General features: G+C 38.3%; 18 protein-coding genes. 13 read left to right on the top strand and 5 right to left on the bottom strand.

Annotated features, from left to right (window positions below):
• Positions 1-34: 34 nt before the first annotated feature.
• Positions 35-568, bottom strand: a complete 534-nt coding sequence (locus BM015_RS21930; RefSeq protein ID WP_245751501.1) for a 3-keto-disaccharide hydrolase — start codon at positions 566-568, stop codon at positions 35-37.
• Positions 569-681: 113 nt separating this feature from the next.
• Between BM015_RS21930 and BM015_RS18920 the strand changes: the two genes are divergently transcribed.
• The 5 genes from BM015_RS18920 (at position 682) to yidD (ending at position 3,198) form a co-directional block, all read left to right on the top strand.
• Complete coding sequence (locus tag BM015_RS18920; RefSeq protein ID WP_090662491.1) at positions 682-1,206, top strand: hypothetical protein; 525 nt, start codon at positions 682-684, stop codon at positions 1,204-1,206.
• A 137-nt stretch (positions 1,207-1,343) separates the two neighbouring features.
• The gene (locus tag BM015_RS18915; protein WP_090662490.1) at positions 1,344-2,237 is read left to right on the top strand and encodes a DnaJ C-terminal domain-containing protein; all 894 of its coding nucleotides are present in this window, start codon (positions 1,344-1,346) and stop codon (positions 2,235-2,237) included.
• 2 nt (positions 2,238-2,239) lie between these two features.
• Complete coding sequence (locus BM015_RS18910) at positions 2,240-2,554, top strand: chaperone modulator CbpM (protein ID WP_090662488.1); 315 nt, start codon at positions 2,240-2,242, stop codon at positions 2,552-2,554.
• A 40-nt stretch (positions 2,555-2,594) separates the two neighbouring features.
• Positions 2,595-2,993 carry a ribonuclease P protein component gene (gene rnpA, locus BM015_RS18905; RefSeq protein WP_177191963.1) on the top strand — a complete coding sequence of 133 codons (399 nt, stop codon included), beginning with the start codon at positions 2,595-2,597 and terminating at the stop codon, positions 2,991-2,993.
• Positions 2,968-3,198, top strand: coding sequence for a membrane protein insertion efficiency factor YidD (gene yidD, locus BM015_RS18900; protein ID WP_177191962.1), 231 nt, complete (start codon positions 2,968-2,970; stop codon positions 3,196-3,198). Before rnpA ends, yidD begins: the two co-directional genes overlap by 26 nt.
• A gap of 114 nt (positions 3,199-3,312) precedes the next feature.
• Here yidD and BM015_RS18895 read toward each other — a convergent pair whose 3' ends face one another.
• Entirely contained in the window at positions 3,313-3,750 is a 438-nt protein-coding gene (locus BM015_RS18895) for an Hsp20/alpha crystallin family protein (RefSeq protein ID WP_090662484.1), read from the bottom strand.
• A gap of 265 nt (positions 3,751-4,015) precedes the next feature.
• On the opposite strand from BM015_RS18895, the gene BM015_RS18890 reads away from it, so the two are divergent.
• Positions 4,016-5,326, top strand: a complete 1,311-nt coding sequence (locus BM015_RS18890) for a prolipoprotein diacylglyceryl transferase (RefSeq protein WP_090662482.1) — start codon at positions 4,016-4,018, stop codon at positions 5,324-5,326.
• 6 nt (positions 5,327-5,332) lie between these two features.
• On the opposite strand, the gene BM015_RS18885 is transcribed toward BM015_RS18890, so the two are convergent.
• Positions 5,333-5,758: a tellurite resistance TerB family protein gene (locus tag BM015_RS18885; protein ID WP_090662480.1), complete on the bottom strand. Its 426-nt coding sequence runs from the start codon at positions 5,756-5,758 to the stop codon at positions 5,333-5,335.
• 210 nt (positions 5,759-5,968) lie between these two features.
• Between BM015_RS18885 and BM015_RS18880 the strand changes: the two genes are divergently transcribed.
• The 4 genes from BM015_RS18880 (at position 5,969) to BM015_RS18865 (ending at position 12,395) form a co-directional block, all read left to right on the top strand.
• On the top strand, positions 5,969-7,846 hold the full coding sequence (locus BM015_RS18880; protein WP_090662478.1) for an ABC-F family ATP-binding cassette domain-containing protein: 1,878 nt from the start codon (positions 5,969-5,971) through the stop codon (positions 7,844-7,846).
• A gap of 206 nt (positions 7,847-8,052) precedes the next feature.
• Positions 8,053-8,577, top strand: a complete 525-nt coding sequence (locus BM015_RS18875; protein WP_090662476.1) for a hypothetical protein — start codon at positions 8,053-8,055, stop codon at positions 8,575-8,577.
• Positions 8,578-8,968: 391 nt separating this feature from the next.
• Positions 8,969-10,087 carry a hypothetical protein gene (locus BM015_RS18870; RefSeq protein ID WP_090662474.1) on the top strand — a complete coding sequence of 373 codons (1,119 nt, stop codon included), beginning with the start codon at positions 8,969-8,971 and terminating at the stop codon, positions 10,085-10,087.
• A 25-nt stretch (positions 10,088-10,112) separates the two neighbouring features.
• Positions 10,113-12,395, top strand: coding sequence for a M4 family metallopeptidase (locus BM015_RS18865; RefSeq protein ID WP_090662471.1), 2,283 nt, complete (start codon positions 10,113-10,115; stop codon positions 12,393-12,395).
• Between the two features lie 75 nt (positions 12,396-12,470).
• Here the strand turns inward: BM015_RS18865 and BM015_RS18860 are convergent, their stop codons facing one another.
• The gene (locus tag BM015_RS18860) at positions 12,471-13,400 is read right to left on the bottom strand and encodes a polysaccharide deacetylase family protein (protein WP_090662469.1); all 930 of its coding nucleotides are present in this window, start codon (positions 13,398-13,400) and stop codon (positions 12,471-12,473) included.
• A gap of 194 nt (positions 13,401-13,594) precedes the next feature.
• On the bottom strand, positions 13,595-16,114 hold the full coding sequence (locus BM015_RS18855) for a helix-turn-helix domain-containing protein (protein WP_090662466.1): 2,520 nt from the start codon (positions 16,112-16,114) through the stop codon (positions 13,595-13,597).
• A gap of 221 nt (positions 16,115-16,335) precedes the next feature.
• Between BM015_RS18855 and BM015_RS18850 the strand changes: the two genes are divergently transcribed.
• The 3 genes from BM015_RS18850 to BM015_RS18840 all read left to right on the top strand — a co-directional run bounded on the left by BM015_RS18850 (position 16,336) and on the right by BM015_RS18840 (position 19,720).
• Positions 16,336-17,148 carry a hypothetical protein gene (locus BM015_RS18850; RefSeq protein ID WP_143075924.1) on the top strand — a complete coding sequence of 271 codons (813 nt, stop codon included), beginning with the start codon at positions 16,336-16,338 and terminating at the stop codon, positions 17,146-17,148.
• Between the two features lie 98 nt (positions 17,149-17,246).
• Positions 17,247-18,179 (top strand): TIGR01777 family oxidoreductase, encoded by a 933-nt coding sequence (locus tag BM015_RS18845; RefSeq protein WP_090662462.1) that lies wholly within the window; start codon positions 17,247-17,249, stop codon positions 18,177-18,179.
• A gap of 86 nt (positions 18,180-18,265) precedes the next feature.
• On the top strand, positions 18,266-19,720 hold the full coding sequence (locus tag BM015_RS18840) for an alpha-L-fucosidase (RefSeq protein ID WP_090662460.1): 1,455 nt from the start codon (positions 18,266-18,268) through the stop codon (positions 19,718-19,720).
• Positions 19,721-19,812 lie beyond the last annotated feature (92 nt).

Genomic DNA, 19,812 nt, shown 5'->3' with positions numbered 1-19,812 from the left:
AATGCTATAAAGCCTTTTGCAGAAACATCATCAATTAAGTAGCAACGGGTTTATTGTTTATCCAGGTTTTAATAGTGTTGCCAATACATTCAATGGTATAATGATTCCATTCGCCGGTCTTAAATAAATCTTGTGCGGCAGGATTAAGTGTAACAGGATAAAGCCAGCCCCGCCTCGCTTCTTCATAAATGCCGCCGCTCCAGGCTCTTGATGATGCATCTTCTTCAACCTGGTAGCCATACACACGGCCTTTGTTGCTGCCATTTATTTCATTGGCATCATAATGGCTTCTTACCTGTACGCCGCTGTTGCTGGCTGTATCATTAACCTTTGCATCAAACTCCAGTATAAAATCGCCGTATTCTTTTTCTGTTGCCAGGAATGTATTGGGAGAACCGGCAACGGTTGTGCCTGTAATCATCCCATTCTCAACAGTATAATTTCCTGAGCCCACAATGCGTTTCCATCCATTAAGCGTTTTGCCATCAAACAAACTGGTAAAGCCATTTTGCGAAAAACAAAAAGTGCTTAAAAGCAGGCTGAATAAAAGCGAAGCAGAATATTTCATTTATAAAAATTTTAAAACTTGCAGTTTCATTATTGCTTATGCTGCAGCCAATATACAGAATAAAAAATTTACCTTCATTTATCTAAAAACAGTTTATTCAACAAAAGAATTTTATGAAGATTGTACATGCATCCCTTATTTTACTTCTTTTTACAGCCTGCAGTTCTCCTGATAAAAACACATCCGCAGCCATAGCAACAAACACGGATGAAGCTGCAATTAAACAGGCGGTTGATAATGCTTATAAATCGCTTGGTTTTTCAGCAGGAACGCAACCGGCATTTGATAGTATTCAATATGCTTTTATACCACAGGCGCAACTCATAAATTTTATTGCAGATACTGCACAAATATTGTCAATCGGCGATTTTGTAAAAGCCTATAAAAATTATGTTGAAACAAGCAAGGTGCAATCTTTTAGTGAAGAAGAAATTTATGGCAGAACAGATCAGTATGGAAAAATTGCTCAACGCATCAGCTCTTATAAAACGTATATCAACAGAACAGATATGCCCGCAGAAAGAGGTGTTAACAGTTTTCAGCTTATTAAAACAAAAGATGGCTGGAAAGTTTCCAGTATAATATGGGATATAGAAAGTAAAAACCTGCCCATACCCAGAACTTATCTTTTGCAATAATTAAAAATTTATAAACGCCCCGCAATTAACGGGGCGTTTTTATTTAATATGGGCGTTTAAGCTTTCTATAAAATTGAACATTGATGCATTAAACTATTATATTCATTTTTAACTTAGCCTGATAAACATATAGTAGAATGGCATTTGTAGATTATTATAAAACATTAGGCATAGAGAAGAATGCTACAGAAGATGAAATAAAAAAAGCCTATCGCAAGCTTGCAAGAAAATATCATCCGGACCTTAACCCGGATGATGCTGAAGCTAATAAAAAATTCCAGCAGATAAATGAAGCCAATGAGGTGTTAAGCGATCCTGAAAAGCGTAAAAAATATGATGCTTATGGCGAGCATTGGCAACATGCAGAACAATATGAACAGGCAAGGCAGCAGCACAATCAATCTTCGCAAGGCTGGCAGGAATACACTTATTCGGGTGGCCAGCATGAAGGCGATTTTTCAGATTTCTTTGAATCATTGTTTGGTCATACACGCGGTGGCGGTGGCAGGAGTACACGTGCAAAATTCAGGGGTAACGATTACAACGCCTCGCTGCAGTTAAGCCTGCGTGATGCCTATACAACCCATAAGCAAACATTTACCATCGATGGCAAACAGGTGAGAATTACCGTGCCTGCCGGCATAGCAGATGAACAGGTTATTAAATTGAAAGGCTATGGCAGTGCTGGTGTAAATGGCGGCCCTAATGGCGATTTGTATATAACATTTAAAATTGATGATGATCCCAGGTTCAAACGCGTTGGCAATGATCTTTATACCACTGCAGAAATAGATTTATATACAGCCGTTCTCGGCGGCGAATACATGCTGGAAACATTTGGCGGTAAGATAAAATTGAAAGTAAATGCAGAAACACAAAACGGAAGCATCGTCCGGCTAAAAAGCAAAGGCTTCCCGGTGTATAAACAGGAAGACAGGTTTGGCGACCTGTTTGTAACATGGCAGGTGAAAATACCCACCAATCTTACCAAAAAACAAAAAGAATTATTTAAAGAGCTATCTAAATTATAGTTATGGAAAATAAGAACCTTGTGCCTGCTATGGTTTGCTGCGAACACTATAAGATTGAATTATCGTTTATTCATTCACTGGAACAATACGGTTTTATAAAAACTGTAAGGGTTGATGCAGATGAATTTCTTGAAGAAGATGAACTGCAAACACTTGAAAAATTTATACGGATGCATTATGAGCTCGATATAAATATGCAGGGCATTGAAGCTATTAATTTCCTGCTGGAACGGGTTCAGAATATGAAGAATGAAATTGCCCATTTGAGAAGCAGGTTAAATGTGTATGAAACAAAGTCATTTCATGATAACCTGTAATAACCCTCAATAAATAGGAGTGCATAGATTGCCTAAAAAATTGACAAAAGAATTCTCATATAACAAACAGGAAAAGCTAAAAAGCAGGAAGCAACTGGATGCCTTATTTAAAAAAGGCAAAAGTTTTACGGCCTTTCCACTAAAAGTTTTTTTTGCTTTTGCAGATGATATGCAGGATAATATTATTAAAACGGGCGTTGGCGTAAGCAGCAGGCATTTTAAAAAAGCAGTGCATCGCAACAGGGTTAAACGTTTGCTGCGTGAAGCTTACCGGACAGAAAAACTTTCATTGCACGAAGCTCTTGGCCAACGCAATAAAAAACTCGCCGTATTTCTATTATATATTGACAAAACGTTACCGGAATATATTTTGCTGAAAGAAAAAATGCAGTTGTGCATACAACGATTAATACATGAAGTGGATATTAAAAATACTTAGCTACCCGTTTATATTGCTGATAAAAATTTACCAGAAAATAATTTCACCAATATTAGGCCCGCAATGCAGGTTTACGCCAACATGCAGCAACTATGCACTGGAGGCCTTAAAAAAATACGGCGTATTTAAAGGCGGGTGGCTTGCCATTAAACGTATTTCAAAATGTCATCCCTGGGGTAAAAGCGGTTATGATCCTGTGCCGTAAAAAGTTTCTGCGTTCACATGTTCTGGGATTTCAGTTTGTAGTTTATGAGTAAACAATAAAAAACCCCATGTAAAAACACGGGGTTTAACCAAAACCAACTGCTACGAAAAAATCTTATTGTATGGTAATTTCTTTAGGTAAAACTTTTACTTCTTCTTTTTTTGGAAGGAAAAGTTTTAAAATCCCATCTTCATACTTAGCTTGTATGCCTTCTACGTTTACCACATCATCTATACGGAAACTGCGTTTAAAGCTTGTGGAATTAAACTCGCGGCGATGGGTTTTGTAATCGTTGTTATCGGTTTTGTTTTCTGTTTCGCTCTTCTTTTCGTAGCCCACAGTAAGTAAACCGTTTTCAACATTTACTTTAAAATCTTCTTTCTTTAAACCTGGTGCAACTAATTCAAGATGAAAACCATCATTGTTTTCATGAATGTTCACCGGGGGATTATTCCAGCCAAACTCTTTACCAACTGTTGCCGGTAAATTGCTGAATAATTCATCAAATAAGTTGTCGAAAGTTCTGTAATTACGTTTTACTAAGGCTGCCATAGTATTTGTTTTTTTATGTTCTTTAATTATTTTGCTTCATAATGTTCAAACAGCATACCATAGCATTTCCCAGGAAAAAATTGCATTATAACTATAAAAAGCATGACAAAATTTCAAAATATGAATATATATTGCGACTTTTTGTCAAAATTCTTTCTTTCAGTTGCGTTCCTATCATTTGTTTGTTTATGTTTAAGCTATAACCAGCGCGTTTTGAGCAAAGGGTTTATTCTTTTAGTATCATTGCACGTTTTAAAATAAATGCATGTATCCCAATCTATATTATTTATTTAAAGATGTTTTTGGATGGAATTTGCCCGCTTTGAAAATTGTAAACACTTTTGGTTTTTGCGTTGCCATATCTTTTTTGGTGTGTGCATGGCTGCTGGTAAAAGAATTAAAGCGCAAACAGGCGCTGGGTTATTTTGTTTATAAAGAAGTAACAATTGAAATTGGCAAACCGGCAAGTATAGCAGAACTGCTTATAAATTTTTTCCTCGGTTTTCTTTTGGGATATAAAATTCTTGGCATTTTTATTATTAAAGGCGCATTAAATGATCCGCAGGAATTTATTTTTTCGTCGCTGGGAAGTTTGCCTGCAGGCATTTTGCTGGGATTGTTTTTTGCCGGTTTTAAATGGTGGGAAAAGAACAAGGCAAAACTGCCTAAGCCTGAAAAAAGAAATATACGTATATGGCCAAGCGACCGCGTTGGCGATATAACTATTATTGCTGCCGTAGCCGGTTTTGCAGGTGCGAAAATCTTCGATAACCTTGAAAACTGGGACCGTTTTATACAAGATCCTATTGGCAATTTGTTTTCTGCAAGCGGCCTTACTTTTTATGGAGGTTTAATTGTGGCTTCGCTTGCATTGCTGTATTATTTCAGAAAGAATAAAATAAGTTTTATAAATGTTGCAGATGCCTGTGCGCCAGGTTTAATGTTTGCCTACGGATGGGGCAGGATGGGCTGCCAGGTTGCCGGCGATGGCGACTGGGGCATTATAAACAGCGCTTTTGTGAGCAATGCAGAAGGTGGTGTTCAATTGGCGGGCTCATCTTCTGAATTTCAAAAAGTGCTCGCTGATAATGCACAATATTACGTAAGCCAGTTTGGCTCGCTGAACGAAGTGCAGCATGCAGCAGTAAAGCCTTTCCTGGGTTTACCTAATTGGCTCTTTGCCTACACTTACCCGCATAACGTAAACAGCGAAGGCATCCCCATTTTTGGATGCACCTGGGATAATTATTGCAACCATTTGCCATTGCCTGTTTTTCCAACTCCTATTTATGAAATTGTGGCTTGCCTTTTATTATTTGCTTTTTTATGGTCAATAAGAAAGAGAATAAAAATGCCGGGCAGGCTGTTTGCTATCTATCTTTTTGTAAATGGCATTGAGCGTTTTTTGGTGGAACATATCCGTGTAAATACAAAATATCATTTTCTCGGCATCAATCCCACGCAGGCCGAAATAATTTCGCTTGGTTTAATTATAGCAGGTGTTGCCTTATATATAATAGTGCCTAAACTCAAGGCTGCAAGGCAACTGGCGGCAAATATTAATACACCTTCTTAAAAATATCTAAAATATTTTTTCTATCTCAACAGCTTTGCGCTGGGTGATAAGCTTGTCTATTATATTCTTATCATCATTATTAATGTCGAGCTGCCCTGCAATCCTGCAAAGCAATCCATCTTCCTCTGCTGTTAATTGCTGATCGCTTAAGCATAATTCAATGCAATAAGAATATAGCGCCAGGTTTTGCACGGGGTTTATCAGCTTCAATACATATTGCAGAAATTCTTCTTCATCTCCCATATTTTCTTTGTATGATTTGTAATGCATCAGCTCTTCTTTAAAATTCAGGTCTTTATGAATTTGCAGGTCAACAAATTTTGAGGCCACAGTATTTACTTCTTCCTGCGTAAAATTTCCATCCTTAAAACAGCAATGCAAAAACAAATGGCAAATAGCTTCATCCTGTGTGGTAATGTAGTCTTCGTACATATTAAACGTTTTTTAGCTTCAATCAACTTTAATGCCGATAAACAACGTCAAACGTGGAAATGCCTGAACTTGATCATTGTTATTTCAGCACATTGATTTATAAATTTCTTATAAATATTTTTTTTGAAATCAATCACGCATTTAAAAGTCATCTGCAACTTGTCATTCCCGTTTGGCGATTCACGATTCACGAATAACTAAATTTGCCGCATGCATTATGTATCTGCAGAAGGAATAACGAAAAGTTTTGGCGCCGGCGATCTTTTTAAAAACATTTCATTTCATATATCAGAAGGCGATAAAATTGCCTTAATAGCCCGCAATGGCTTTGGTAAAAGTACCTTGCTTAAAATACTTGCCGGCAGAGAAACCGTGGATGATGGCGGGGTTTGGATAAACAAAGATGTAACTGTTGCCTTATTTGAACAGGAACCAAAATTTGATGAAAATAAAACGGTGCTTGAAAATATTTTTCATACTAATCACCCCATCATTGCTGCTATAAAAGAATATGAAAATGCCATAGAACTTAACGATGAAAAAAAATTGTCAGCTGCATTAATTAAAATGGATGAATTGAATGCCTGGGAATTTGAAAGCAGCGTAAAACAAATTTTAGGCAAGCTTAATATTCATCATCTTCAGTCTAACGTCAGTGAATTAAGCGGCGGGCAAAGAAAGCGCATTGCACTCGCCCAAACGCTTATTGATATTGGTTTTGAACACAAACATACTTTATTGATAATGGATGAGCCAACCAATCATCTCGATATAGAAATGGTTGAATGGCTTGAACATTATTTAAGCCAGCAGCATGTAACCTTATTGCTGGTAACGCATGACCGTTATTTTTTAGATGCCGTATGTAATGAAATATGGGAAATTGATAACACGAAATTATACACTTACAAAGGCGATTATGAAAATTATTTAGAAAAGAAAGCAGCACGCATAGAAAATGAACAGGCGAACATTGATAAGGCAAGAAATTTATACAGAAGAGAATTGGAATGGATGCGCAAGCAGCCCAAGGCACGCACCACAAAATCTAAAAGCCGCATAGATGCATTTACCGAAACAGAACAAAAGGCCAAACAAAAAATTGTAGATGCTCAATTGCAACTGCAAATAAAAATGAGCAGGCTCGGCGGCAAGATCGCCGAAATGAAAAAAGTTTATAAATCGTATAGCGATAAAGTTATCCTTAAAGGGTTTGATTATACGTTTAACAAAGGCGAACGCATCGGGATTATTGGTAAGAACGGTGTTGGTAAATCAACGTTCATCAATATCCTGCAAGGCATTGAAGAAGCGGATAGCGGTAAAATAAATATTGGCGACACGGTTGTGTTCGGCAATTTTTCACAGCAGGGTTTGGTGATAAAAGAAGACATGCGGGTGATTGAATATGTAAAAACTTTTGCAGAAAGTTTCCCGCTGGCAAAAGGCGGAAGCTTAAGCGCAGCCCAGTTCTTAGAGCTGTTTTTATTTCCACCGGAAAAGCAATACACTTTTCTTTCATCATTAAGCGGTGGCGAAAAAAAGCGTTTGCAGTTATTAACGGTATTATTCCGTAATCCTAATTTTTTAATTCTTGATGAGCCCACCAACGATCTTGATTTACCAACGTTAAGTGTGCTGGAAAATTTTTTGCTCGATTATCCCGGCTGTGTTTTAATTGTATCGCATGACCGTTATTTTATGGATAAGCTGGTTGACCACTTATTTGTATTTGAAGGCGATGGCGATGTAAAAGATTTCCCGGGTAATTACACACAATATAGATTGGAAGAAAAGAAAGCAGTTGACAGTTCACAGATGAAAGATAACAGAAGAAAAGCAGAACCGGCTACTAACATTCAGCCAACTGTCAGCAAAAAATTAAGCTATAAAGAAAAGCGTGAATTCGAATTATTGGAAAAGGAAATTCCGGAGCTTGAAACAGAACAAAAACTGCTTACGGAAAAAATGAGCGGCAATATTAGTTTTGAAGAAATTACGAGTGTAAGTGAAAGGCTTCAGCAAATTAATACCTTACTTGAAGAAAAGGAAATGCGCTGGCTGGAATTAAGCGAGTTTGCTTCATGAAATAAATGATATGTTAGCAGCCTGCGCTTTCATTATTAATTTTGTTCTATGTTAAACAACGATGATGAAAAGAAGAGATTGATGCCTTATGTATTTGGTATAATAATCGTAGGCGCCATCATAATTATATTTTTAGTTGAGTGGATATTCAGGCTATTCTAATCTTTTGACATGAACGGCATCATTATTTTTATAAAAAGTTATCAATGGAAATTTTAGGAATTGGTTCACGTGTTAAACATCCGTCTTTTGGAACGGGTGTAGTTATTCGTTTGAATAAAAGAAACTATGATGTTTGCTTTACAGAAGCAGGAATAAAACCCGTGCCAAAGGATTTTGAGCTTGAGGTTATCGAAAAAATTGAGCCGGAGTATAATGTGAGTTTTTCGGAGGCTGAAGATGCATTAATAAAAATATTGCGTGAATGGAGCGATGTTACAGAAATAATTCCTTTGGGCGATAAATGGAAAAACGGGCTGATGATTTTAAAACCCGGCGATAGCGCTTTAAAAGAAAAAGAAGTGCCCATTGAAACATTTTTTCATAAGATCGTTATGCTTCGTGACAGGCTGCGCGTAATGGAACAGCGCATTAATGCCCATAAATTATTATCCGATGAAGATAAGATAGATCTTCAGCAATATATTACCCGCATTTACGGCAGCCTCACCACTTTCAACGTGCTGTTTAAACACCAAAGCGATCAGTTTGTTGGAGAAAAGACTTTATAATTAAAGTCATCGTTTGGTGAATTAAAGGGTTGCACTTTTATAAAATTTTTATTTTGAAAGCATTATGATTCCCTGTTGGATTTCTATTCTCCAGGCTTCGTGTAAATGTGATTATTGTTCCTCTAAACAATTTTTCTTTCAAAGCAAAAAACTCTAACTTTAATGTGCTAATAATTTTGAGAGAAACACAAGAATTTGTTCCCTGTTGGAAATTGGTTACGACTATTTAAACAGCTTTCTTTATTACTGAAGTCTTCAATCCTTTTACTTCTATTTATTTATCATTGATGAACTAATCAATATGTTAACTGCTTTTATCTGCAAAACAAAGGGGAAGCTGAAAACCTTTTAAAAGAGTAAGCGCTAATCTTTTATTTATAAAAACACTCACATGAAAAAGAATTTAACACTCGCATTGGCGGTAGCTGCATTAATAATTGGCAGCCTGCAAAAAATAAACGCTCAAAACTGGAAATTTGGCGGTAATGCGTCAGCAAGCGACACAACTTTGGGTACGACCAATAACCATGCACTTCGCATAATTACAAAAGGGGTTGACAGAATGCGAATTACGGCAGATGGCAAAGTAGGAATAGGAACTGCCACTCCCACTACAATTTTTCATGTAGTAGGAAGTCAAACACTATCGGGCAATCTTAATTTTGTGGGAGGGAATCAATTGATCCAGTTTGCAAACCCACCCGCTTCAGCTAAGCCCATGATATACATGTTTAAATCCGGTACCGCCAATAACAATCGCATGGTACTTGCCCATTCATCATCCTATCCGGATTGGGGCTTACAATATAATGATGGCATCGACCAGTTTGATTTTCTCGGCGCCGGATCAAGCAAACTGGCCATCAATCTTTCAAATGGTAACATTGGTATAGGTACGGCTACACCGGCTAATAAACTTCATGTAGTTGGAAATCAGACATTAGAAGGTAACCTGACTTTTACGCAAGGCACACAGTCCATTCAATTTGCCAACCCCGGCGCTACACCGGCGCCAATGATGTATATGTTTGCTTCAGGCACCGTTAATGCTGCCCGTATGGTTATCGCTCATTCACCCGGCTTTCCTACATGGGGTTTGCAATATTCCGATAACGGAGACCAATTCGACTTTCTTGGCGCCGGTTCAAGCAGGATGACAGTAAATCTTTCAAATGGTAATGTTGGCATTGGTGTTACAGCGCCTGTTTACAGGCTTGAAGTATGCGGTACCATACGCGCAAAAGAAGTACGTGTTGAAACCGGGTGGTGTGATTATGTATTTGAAAAAGATTATAAACTCAGGTCAATAGATGAGCTTGAAAAGTATATAAACGACAATAAACATTTGCCAGGCATTGCACCGGCAAGCGAAGTTGAAAAAGATGGTTTAAAAGTAGCCGAGATGAATAAAGCTATGATGGAAAAGATTGAAGAACTTACCCTGTATGTCATCCAGTTAAGCAAAGAAAACAAAAAGCTTCAGGCAGATATTGAAGCACTGAAGAAATAAGTTTATCAATCTAAAAAAATTTGACATGAAAAGCTTTATAAAATACATCACCGGGAATATCCGGCCGCCATTGTTGCTGCTGCCGTTACTTATTGCGGCTTCGGCATTTGGCCAGGTGGGAACACTGCTTAGCGCAAAGCTTCAGAAAATGGCTAAAGCGGGCAGCACAAGGGAATGGATTACTTTCTTCGAAGATTCGTCTATAAAACCAAGATCCATATTTAAAGATTTTAAAACTGCTTTTGAATTATCGGATAACGACGATATGATTATTCAAAAAGTAAAAAAAGACGAAATAAATTTTTCGCACTATAAATACCAGCAGTATTATAAAAATCATCCTGTAGAGTATGGAGAATATATCGTACATCAGCAACCCGATGGGTTTGTAGCATCAGCTAACGGCCGGCTTATTACCGGTTTAAAATTGGGAAGCTCACCATCTGTTACAGAAAAAAGCGCATTGAATGCAGCCTTGCAATTTATGAATGCCGGTAAATATTTATGGCAAAATGCAGAAATGGAGAAAGAGCTGAAGCGCCAGCAAAAAGATCAGAACGCCACCTATTATCCAAAAGGAGAGTTAGTATATGCACCTGTTAAATATGATGGCAAATTCAATCCCGCAGATTACCGGCTGGCGTGGCAATTCAATATTTATCCGGATCAATCTGAAGTAATGGCAAAAAAAGTTTTTGTTAATGCGCTTACCGGCCAGGTTATGCGTACTGTTGATATTTCGATGGCTTGTTCAGCAGGAACCGGCACATCAGCTTTTAATGGCTCAGTAAGCGTTAACACTGAATATACAGGAAGCGTTTATCGCTCACACAATAATTGCCAGTCAACAGATATATATGTTTATAACTGCAACGGAGGTTCCGCATCCAACACTTATTACACTGACTTAGATAATGCCTGGGGCGCAACAGCTTTAACGCAATCTGCTGTTCAGGCAATGTGGGGCGCTCAGCAAACTTATAATTATTACCTGGGGCAGCATGCACGTACAAGCTGGAATAATGCAGCCGGGGATATGATTGCATATAACAATTCAAACCAGCCAGGCCTCGGCCTTAACAATGCCTGCTGGGGTTGTACCGGCAACAGCACCATTTTTGGCGCGGGAAGCACAAGCGCCGCCACCGATGACTGGAATACAAACGATATAATGGGGCATGAATTTACACATGGCGTTACCCAATCTGAAGCCGGATTAGATTATGCAAATGAATCAGGCGCTTTGAATGAATCATTCAGCGATATTTTTGGAGAAATGGTTGAAAGCTGGTCTGAAGGCATCAATGATTATCTCGTTGGCGCAGATCGCGGCGCCATACGAAGTTTTATTAATCCTAATGCTTATGGCGATCCCGATACATATAAGGGAACTAATTGGTACACCGGAACCGCGGACAATGGAGGCGTGCATACAAACAGTAGTGTACAGAATCACTGGTTTTATCTGCTGTCTGAAGGCGGAACCGGCACCAATGATAAAGGAGAAAGCTATAATGTAATAGGTATAACGCGCTTTAAGGCAAGGCTTATTGCATATCGTGCATTAACAGAATATCTCACATCCGGTTCGCAATATATTGATGCAAGGTATGCATCGCTGCGGGCCGCCTGGGATTTATACGGCCAATGCTCACAGGAAATAATTTCTGTTGGCGATGCCTGGCATGCCGTTGGTGTAGAATCGCAATCACCTGCATACATCCAGTATGCTTATGGCAATTATCCTGCAAGCGGAACATGGGTGCAGGCAATCAGCACAACCTATGGAGGCGGCAGTTCCACAACCACCATTACACCAGGCGGTACTACCACCTATTTCACAGCAAGGGATAAAGTAATCCTGCTGCCTGGTTTCACTGCTCAAAACGGTTCCAGCTTTGTTGCTTATCTCGAACCATGTTCTGTTACAAGGTGGGCTATGTCTGAAGGAGTAATAATGAGTGATGCTGAAAAAGGATTAAGAAGTCCTGTTGCTTTAAAGGCTGATACTTCAGTAGCGCCAAACGCAGCTATAGCAAATACATTACCCGATCAGAGTATAAATATTGCACCTAATCCATTTGCACAGTCATTTACATTAACCATAAATGCGAAGGGTGAAGGGAAAGCCGATGTAACGGTTTACAATTCATTTGGTGCAAAAGTGTTGCAACGGCCTGGCGTTAACCTTATTAAAGGCACCAACAGGTTGACACTTGATGGCTCAAGACTTGCCTCAGGCGTGTATATGCTCGAAGTAAACTTTGGTAATTCAAAACTTGTAAAAAAGGTAATTAAGAGCAATTAGTTAAGTTGATTGATGGGTATTCAAACTTTTCAAAATAAAACTGACTCCTTTTATAAAATGGAGTCAGTTTTATTATTATGGCATTAATTTATCTTTTATTTCGCGCCAGGTTATGAGATGAATATTGTTTTTAGCTAATAGCCGCCTGCACATTTCGCTGGAAAAGAAATTAAAATCTTCCTGCCGCCATGCTGCCCCATAATCAGGATGGTTCATAGTTATGGCTTTCATTTCATCGTCATCATAAGCAGCATGAAACAAAATGCAGTTGAGGCCGGCATGCAGGTTGTTCAATATCTGCGTGTAATAAGCATCCATACCCTGCAACCTGTTTGCAGGAAAAGCCATATACACATTATCTGTCAGCACATCTTTATCGGTTATTAAATCACTTATATCCACCTGGTAAACCATTTTGAAGGCGGCTGTGTTTAGCAGGCATGGCAATTTATATTCACGTGCAAGTTTCAGATATATCTTTAAAAAATCTTTATTAAAAAAGCAACTGCCCATGTGAGAATCAAGGTGCGAAGGGCGAATGCCGGAATGAATTGCTTTTTCAATCTGCGCCCGTAATTCTGTTTCAACTTCAGCAAGCCTGGCTAACTTGCCAAGGCTGTCTAAATCATTATAAAAATAACCGTTGGCATTCAGTAAACTTTTGGTTTTGTCATTACCTGCAACAGCGCCCCATTTATAATATTGCCATTCACTTGTAAGTGTAAGATGAATGCCCAGGTCTGCATTAGGATGTTGTGCCGCATAAGCGGCCATTTCTGAAAACCAGGGGGCTGGGGTTATGATGCTCCCTGAGCTTATCAAACCTTTTTCCAGCAAATAAATACTTGCAGAGTCTTCTGAATGAGACAAGCCCAGGTCATCTGCATGCAGTATCAATAATTTTGCATCTTTTGAATAACCTAATTTTTCCTGTATGGTTTGCTGCGCGTTTACATTCAGGCATAATAATATCAATGTAATGATTGAATAAAAACGATTTTTCATAAAGCAATCTTCAATAAAGAAATATGAAGTTATGCACCAGGAACATTCATAACAAATTAATGAAGGCTTGGGGGCTTGGCTGGATTATTTGATTAAGATGGATCTAAATAACGAACAGGCGCTTCAGGAAACCGCTTAATTTCATTTGATGCGTAAGGCCAGTAACTATTGATGATATTTTTTAGCTCAGGCTTCTAATCTTCTTTATCAGTTTTACCTTTTGTCCTTTCCCATTCTCTTGCAGCAAGCACCATTCTTATTTCGCTATAACTTATGTTATCGCCCAGTTTTTCTTTTATGGATGTGATGGAAGCGCCATTTTCAAAATGTTCTATGTGCGGCTGTATTGAAACGATTTTTTCCTGTTCCACCAGTTCATGAATTAATATCATACCACGCTTAATATAAAATATAAGATGGCCTTCAATTGTTCCAATAGCAAGATTGCGCAGCTTAGCTATTTCTTCAACAGAATTTCCTTCCCTGAACAATGTATAGCTTACATTTTTAGTATCTTCTTTTACCGTTTCAGTTTTCTGTTTACGTTCTTTTTTTGATTGCTTGCCGGCAATGGATGAAGTAACGTTATGCTCATTGCAATATTCATTAATCACCTCTAAAAAAAGATAACCGTATTGTTTTGCTTTTGCCTGGCCAAAGCCTTTTATCTTAACGATTTCATCTAAATTTTGTGGAAGGTAAAAAGCCATCTCATCAATGGTGGCGCTGTTAGCTACATAATAAATAGGCAGGTTTTTCTGCTCGCATATTTTATTTCTTAACTCCCTTAATTTTTTATGCAGATCGGGATGAGGTGTTTCCGTTTTTTGTTCCGATGCAGTTGCATAAGCATTCACATAAAACGGTGGAGCAACAAAGTCTTTTTTAAAAGAATAATACCGGTTCACAGAGAAATCTTCTATACATGATTGCAGCAGGTATTTCTTTTCTGCAAGCAAAACAAAAACTTCTTTCAGATTATCGTTGTAAGCTTTTGCGTGCATTTTGCTATCAGTGCTGGCTGGCGACTGCTTTAGTGTTTCCATCAGTTCATCAAGCTGCTTTATAAAATAACCGGCGGCTGAATGCAACCTTTGCTGAATAGCATTATTTTCTTCAGGCAATTCATCTGTTATAAAAAGTTTGTTCAACTGGAGTTTGAACTTATCGGCAACAGTTTGCAATGCATTTAAAGCTTTTTCAACTTCATCTAACCAAAGCAGCAGTTCTGCATTGTAGGCAGCTTTGTTGTCTTTCACGATCTTGTTTAATGCACTGCATTGTTTTATAGTTGCAGTAAAATCATATAATGCTAATAATAAGCTTTGCTGGTATATTTTTTTGGATTGATATAGTTGTTCCTGCAGGCTTTCTTCCGTTGTGCTGTGCCCAAAAAATTCAATAATTTTTTTATCCGTTTGTAATCCTGAAGGTGTGATCTGGCTTTTTAAAACAATACCATTTAATGATGTGCAGCGGCTTAATGCCACATATACCTGGCCGGGCGCAAATGCACGGCCTGCATCAATTACAGCTTTATCAAACGTTAACCCCTGGCTTTTATGAATAGTGATGGCCCAGGCCAGCCGTAAAGGATACTGAACAAATTTACCTATCACTTCTTCTTCCAGTTGCTGCGTTTGTTTGTCAACAGAATAACGTACATTTTCCCAGGTTTCTTTGCTCACTTCTATTTCATCATCTTCATATTTGCATTGAACAAAAATGGCATCGTCTTCAATCTTTGTAACCGTTCCTATTTTTCCGTTAAAATATCTTTTTACACGTTCTTTATCATTCTTAACAAACATTACCTGCGCTCCAACTTTAAGTTCAAGCTTTTCATCTGCGGGGTAAGCCTTATCGCTGAATTCGCCGGTTACTTCAGCTTTAAATGAAAAAGTTTTTTGCCTCAGTTTTGCAAGCTCTTCCGCATTAGTGCTGTCTGATTTATAATTATGTGTTGTAAGAAAAATATAACCATCATTACTGCTCAATTCAAACCAGGGATCGTAACGGCTGTTCAGCAGTTCCATCCCGGCATCGCTCAGGTTATTGTGCCGAACTTCATTTAAAAGATGAATGAACTTTTCATCGCTTTGCCTGTATATTTTTTGAAACTCAATATATACCGGCGGAAACTGGCGCATTACCTGGCTGTCAAAAAAATAAGGACTGCTGTAAAAATCACGCAATAAATTCCATTCGTTATCGGGAATTATTGGCGGCAACTGAAACATATCGCCGATGAATAAAACCTGTACGCCGCCAAAAGGTTCGCTGTTGCGATAACGAAAATGCCGCAACACCGTATCAATAGCATCCAGCGTATCACACCGCACCATGCTGATCTCATCAATAATCAGCAACTCCAGTTGCTGCAGCACTTTACGCTTCTCATTATTCAAACGCATTCTTCCCAGCAGGCTGTGTTTATTTACCATGCTGTCGTTTTGCATAAAACCTCTTGCTTCGGGCATAAAAGGCGATAAAGGCAACTGGAAAAAAGAATGAATGGTTGCGCCGCCTGCATTAATAGCCGCAACGCCGGTTGGCGCTGTTACTGCAATTTGCTTGATGCAATGCTGCCTGATATGTTTTAAGAAAGTGGTTTTACCGGTACCGGCTTTTCCTGTAAGAAAAATATTACGGTTGCTTTCATTTACCAGGCTTTCTGCAAGCTGAAATATTTTATTGTCCTGATCGATGGCCATAGGGTTAATCTTAAACTTTAAAATTACTCAATTTTTATTTTCAACATTGAATGCCTTATAACAACTCATCAATCATTTAATACAATTCATACGTGGGCATATTTAAAGCGTATAAAAATGTGTTGAGCTTTGTGTTGCACAACTAAAACAATAATCAAATTAATCAAACAAAAAACATTTTTATGCGTACCGGCAAACATATTTCATTTATTATGCACTGCATGAGATTTAACCTTGCAGCGCTTGTTTTAACAGCGGCCTGCTATGCTTTAATTTCTTTTAAAACAACCAAATTTAACGATGATGTTTTTGCCACTATCGGGATCAGCGCTTCGCAGGCAAACGAAAAAATTAGCAGCAGCATCCTGAATGGTTATATGCAAACCTGGGGCATTAAAAATGTAAAAAACATTGCTGCGGGCAACCGCGCCGCCGTTGCCATGGATTTACTGTCATACACAAAAAAGTATTTGAGTTCTGATGATTTTGCGCGGTTATATGCTGCTGAAAAAGAAAATCATAAACCCTCGTTTCCACCCGTTCCGGCAACGCCCGAAGCATACAGAAAAGAATTAATTGACCAGGCAAAGCAAACTGCTGATGATGCACAGAAATATTATGATAACGCTACAGCAGAAGATAAAACTACATTCAAATCCTCGCTGGATGATGCAAAAAAATATCTTGAAGATTTACAGAAACCTGATAACGAGTTTCTAAAATATTATGCTGATAATTATTCAACAACACTTGAGTATTACAAAAAAGATTCTGCAAGTAAAGCAGCTAAATGGCAGGAGAAATATCCAGATAATGCCATGTTGTTTGTAAAGAAAAGGCTGGAAGAATTTATGACGGCAACTGCAGATGTTGATTTTAATGCTGCAACAGTTGAAAGGAATGGTAAGCTATATTTTGCAGATCAAAAATATGAAGCCAAAAACAATAAATGGAAAATGGCTTTTCGTGCGGGCAGTGATGTAGTGCAAACTTCAAGAACATTTGTGCAGCAATGGATAAATGAGATAAAGTAGGGGATGCTGTATGATTGTATAAAAAACACTTGCATAAAGCAGGTGTTTTTTATTTACATAATAAGCAATAAACTTTGTTGCATTGAACACTAATAAACATGGCAACAATTTTACTCACAGGAGGAACGGGAATGATTGGCAGGGCGCTGCAACAATTCTTAGCAGGCAAAGGTTATTCAGTAATTGTGTTAGTTCGGGGTGATACAAAACGTCCGCAAATCAATAACATTACTTATGCAAAATGGAATGTAGAAAAAGGAGAGATAGATAAGGAAGCTATTGCTTCCGCAGATTATATCATTCATCTTGCCGGCGCCAATGTTGCAGCAAAAAGATGGACTGACAAACGCAAACAAGAAATTGTTGAAAGCCGTGTTAAAAGCGGTGAACTGATTGTAAAAGCGCTTAAAGAAATTCCGAATAAAATTAAAACGGTTGTAAGTGCGTCAGCTATTGGCTGGTATGGGCCTGATACAACTGCTTCAAAACAAAACGGGTTTACAGAAGATACGCCTGCCAATAATGATTTCTTAGGCAATACCTGCAAACTTTGGGAAGAAAGTATAAAACCTGTTGAAGCGTTGAATAAACGTTTAGTTATTACAAGGTTTGGCATTGTATTGAGTAAAGAAGGCGGCGCTTTTGCTGAATTTAAAAAACCGCTTAAAGCAGGCGTTGCAGCCATATTGGACAACGGTAAACAGATTATAAGCTGGGTTCATATTGATGATTTATGCAGGCTTTTATTGTTTGCTATTGAGCATGAAAATATACATGGCATTTACAATGCTGTTGCTGATGAAACGGTGAGTAATAAAACTTTTACGCTGAAGCTTGCACATAAAATGCGCGGCAAAATTTTCATGCCTGTTTATGTTCCTGCATTTGTTTTAAAACTTATAATGGGTGAAATGAGCATTGAAGTTTTAAAAAGCGCTACGGTGAGCAATAAAAAAATTCATGATGCAGGGTTTAGTTTTTTATATCCTTCGATTGAAGCAGCACTCCAGAATTTAACTGACAATAAATAGATTTATTACTGCGGAGTATAAAAAACTTATCAAAAGACTTTAATTGTTTATGTGATCAATATCTTTACGCCTCATCCATTGCATATATGAAAAAACTTATTTACACGCTTGTATTATCGCTTGCACTTTCAACACTTCATGCACAAACTTACCAGGATAACTGGCAATCATTAAACCAACGCAAAATACCTGCATGGTTTCACCAGGATAAGTTTGGCATTTTTATACATTGGGGCGTATATGCCGTGCCGTCGTATGCTCCGGTAATTCCCAACAGCGGTTATAGTTATGCTGAATGGTATTGGTACCGCCTGCAGGAAAAACAAAAAGATTTCCTTGCCTTTCATAATAAAAATTATGGTGAAGATTTTACTTACCAGCAATTTGAGCCTATGTTCAAAGCAGAGATGTTCGACCCTGCACAATGGGCTGATGTGTTTAAAAGATCGGGCGCAAAATATGTGGTGCTTACTTCAAAACATCACGAAGGCTATTGCTTATGGAATAATGCAGAAGCAGACCGCGACTGGGGCCGGCCATGGAATGCGGTTACAGGAACACCGCACCGCGACCTGCTTGGTGACCTTACCACCGCTGTTCGCAGTGAAGGCCTGAAAATGGGTTATTATTATTCTTTGTATGAATGGTTTAACCCATTGTGGCAAACAGATAAAAAAAGATTTGTAAGCGAGCACATGATACCGCAATTCAAAGACCTTGTAACAAAGTACAAGCCTTCCGTTATTTTTTCAGATGGCGAATGGGAACTCAGTGATACGGCATGGCAAAGCACGAAGCTATTAGCATGGCTTTTTAATGATTCGCCTGTAAAAGATGATGTGGTTATAAACGATAGGTGGGGCAGCAATACCCGCGGCAAAAACACAGGCTGTACTTATACCACTTCTGAATATGGAAGCGGTATGAATGCAGATGTTGTGTGGGAAGAAAGCCAGGGCATCGGCCATTCTTATGGTTACAACCGCAACGAGCAATTGGATGATTATAAATCGAGCCACGACCTTATTTTAATGTTATGCGATATTGTTTCAAGAGGTGGCAATCTTTTATTGGATATTGGCCCCACGGCTGACGGCCGCATTCCTGTTATTATGCAGCAGCGTTTAATTGATATGGGCGACTGGCTTAAATTATATGGCGATGCTATTTATGAAACGGAAGCTTATAAACAATCTTATCAATGGAGTGGTGGTGTGAAACCAGATAAGAAAGATAAAAGCTATATGGCTGGTTATAGCATTGCAAAAATGACGGTTCCTAAAAAGGATTCCGCTTTTGTTGAATGTTTCTTTACAAAAAAAGGTAAAGATTTGTATTGCATCCTGCCTTTCTATCAATCTAAATTCACCTTGAAAAATTTAAGATTGCCAGCTTCAGCAAAAGCAACAATAACAGGTGCAAAAAATGCATGTTCATGGAAGCAAAAAGGCAATGATGTGGAGTTGGATCTTTCTTCCATTACGGCCAACGATATTTCCAAACAAGGCATTTTTGCAATACGTATTGCCGATGCATTGTAGCACTTTGTAACTGTAAATTCTGTTATTCAATTTATAAACACTCAATATTCCCCGCCTGTCCGAATCGGTCGGGCAGGAACAAAACAATAATC

This window comes from Parafilimonas terrae (assembly GCF_900115755.1).
In the GTDB taxonomy this organism is placed as follows: domain Bacteria; phylum Bacteroidota; class Bacteroidia; order Chitinophagales; family Chitinophagaceae; genus Parafilimonas; species Parafilimonas terrae.
This window is presented reverse-complemented; position numbering and strand designations above follow the sequence as displayed.

Coding starts and splice junctions, on each gene's coding strand:
- BM015_RS21930 (WP_245751501.1), bottom strand. CDS start 568: ATGAAATATTCTGCTTCGCTTTTATTCAGCCTGCTTTTAAGCACTTTT.
- BM015_RS18920 (WP_090662491.1), top strand. CDS start 682: ATGAAGATTGTACATGCATCCCTTATTTTACTTCTTTTTACAGCCTGC.
- BM015_RS18915 (WP_090662490.1), top strand. CDS start 1,344: ATGGCATTTGTAGATTATTATAAAACATTAGGCATAGAGAAGAATGCT.
- BM015_RS18910 (WP_090662488.1), top strand. CDS start 2,240: ATGGAAAATAAGAACCTTGTGCCTGCTATGGTTTGCTGCGAACACTAT.
- yidD (WP_177191962.1), top strand. CDS start 2,968: ATGAAGTGGATATTAAAAATACTTAGCTACCCGTTTATATTGCTGATA.
- BM015_RS18895 (WP_090662484.1), bottom strand. CDS start 3,750: ATGGCAGCCTTAGTAAAACGTAATTACAGAACTTTCGACAACTTATTT.
- BM015_RS18890 (WP_090662482.1), top strand. CDS start 4,016: ATGTATCCCAATCTATATTATTTATTTAAAGATGTTTTTGGATGGAAT.
- BM015_RS18885 (WP_090662480.1), bottom strand. CDS start 5,758: ATGTACGAAGACTACATTACCACACAGGATGAAGCTATTTGCCATTTG.
- BM015_RS18880 (WP_090662478.1), top strand. CDS start 5,969: ATGCATTATGTATCTGCAGAAGGAATAACGAAAAGTTTTGGCGCCGGC.
- BM015_RS18875 (WP_090662476.1), top strand. CDS start 8,053: ATGGAAATTTTAGGAATTGGTTCACGTGTTAAACATCCGTCTTTTGGA.
- BM015_RS18870 (WP_090662474.1), top strand. CDS start 8,969: ATGAAAAAGAATTTAACACTCGCATTGGCGGTAGCTGCATTAATAATT.
- BM015_RS18865 (WP_090662471.1), top strand. CDS start 10,113: ATGAAAAGCTTTATAAAATACATCACCGGGAATATCCGGCCGCCATTG.
- BM015_RS18860 (WP_090662469.1), bottom strand. CDS start 13,400: ATGAAAAATCGTTTTTATTCAATCATTACATTGATATTATTATGCCTG.
- BM015_RS18855 (WP_090662466.1), bottom strand. CDS start 16,114: ATGGCCATCGATCAGGACAATAAAATATTTCAGCTTGCAGAAAGCCTG.
- BM015_RS18850 (WP_143075924.1), top strand. CDS start 16,336: ATGAGATTTAACCTTGCAGCGCTTGTTTTAACAGCGGCCTGCTATGCT.
- BM015_RS18845 (WP_090662462.1), top strand. CDS start 17,247: ATGGCAACAATTTTACTCACAGGAGGAACGGGAATGATTGGCAGGGCG.
- BM015_RS18840 (WP_090662460.1), top strand. CDS start 18,266: ATGAAAAAACTTATTTACACGCTTGTATTATCGCTTGCACTTTCAACA.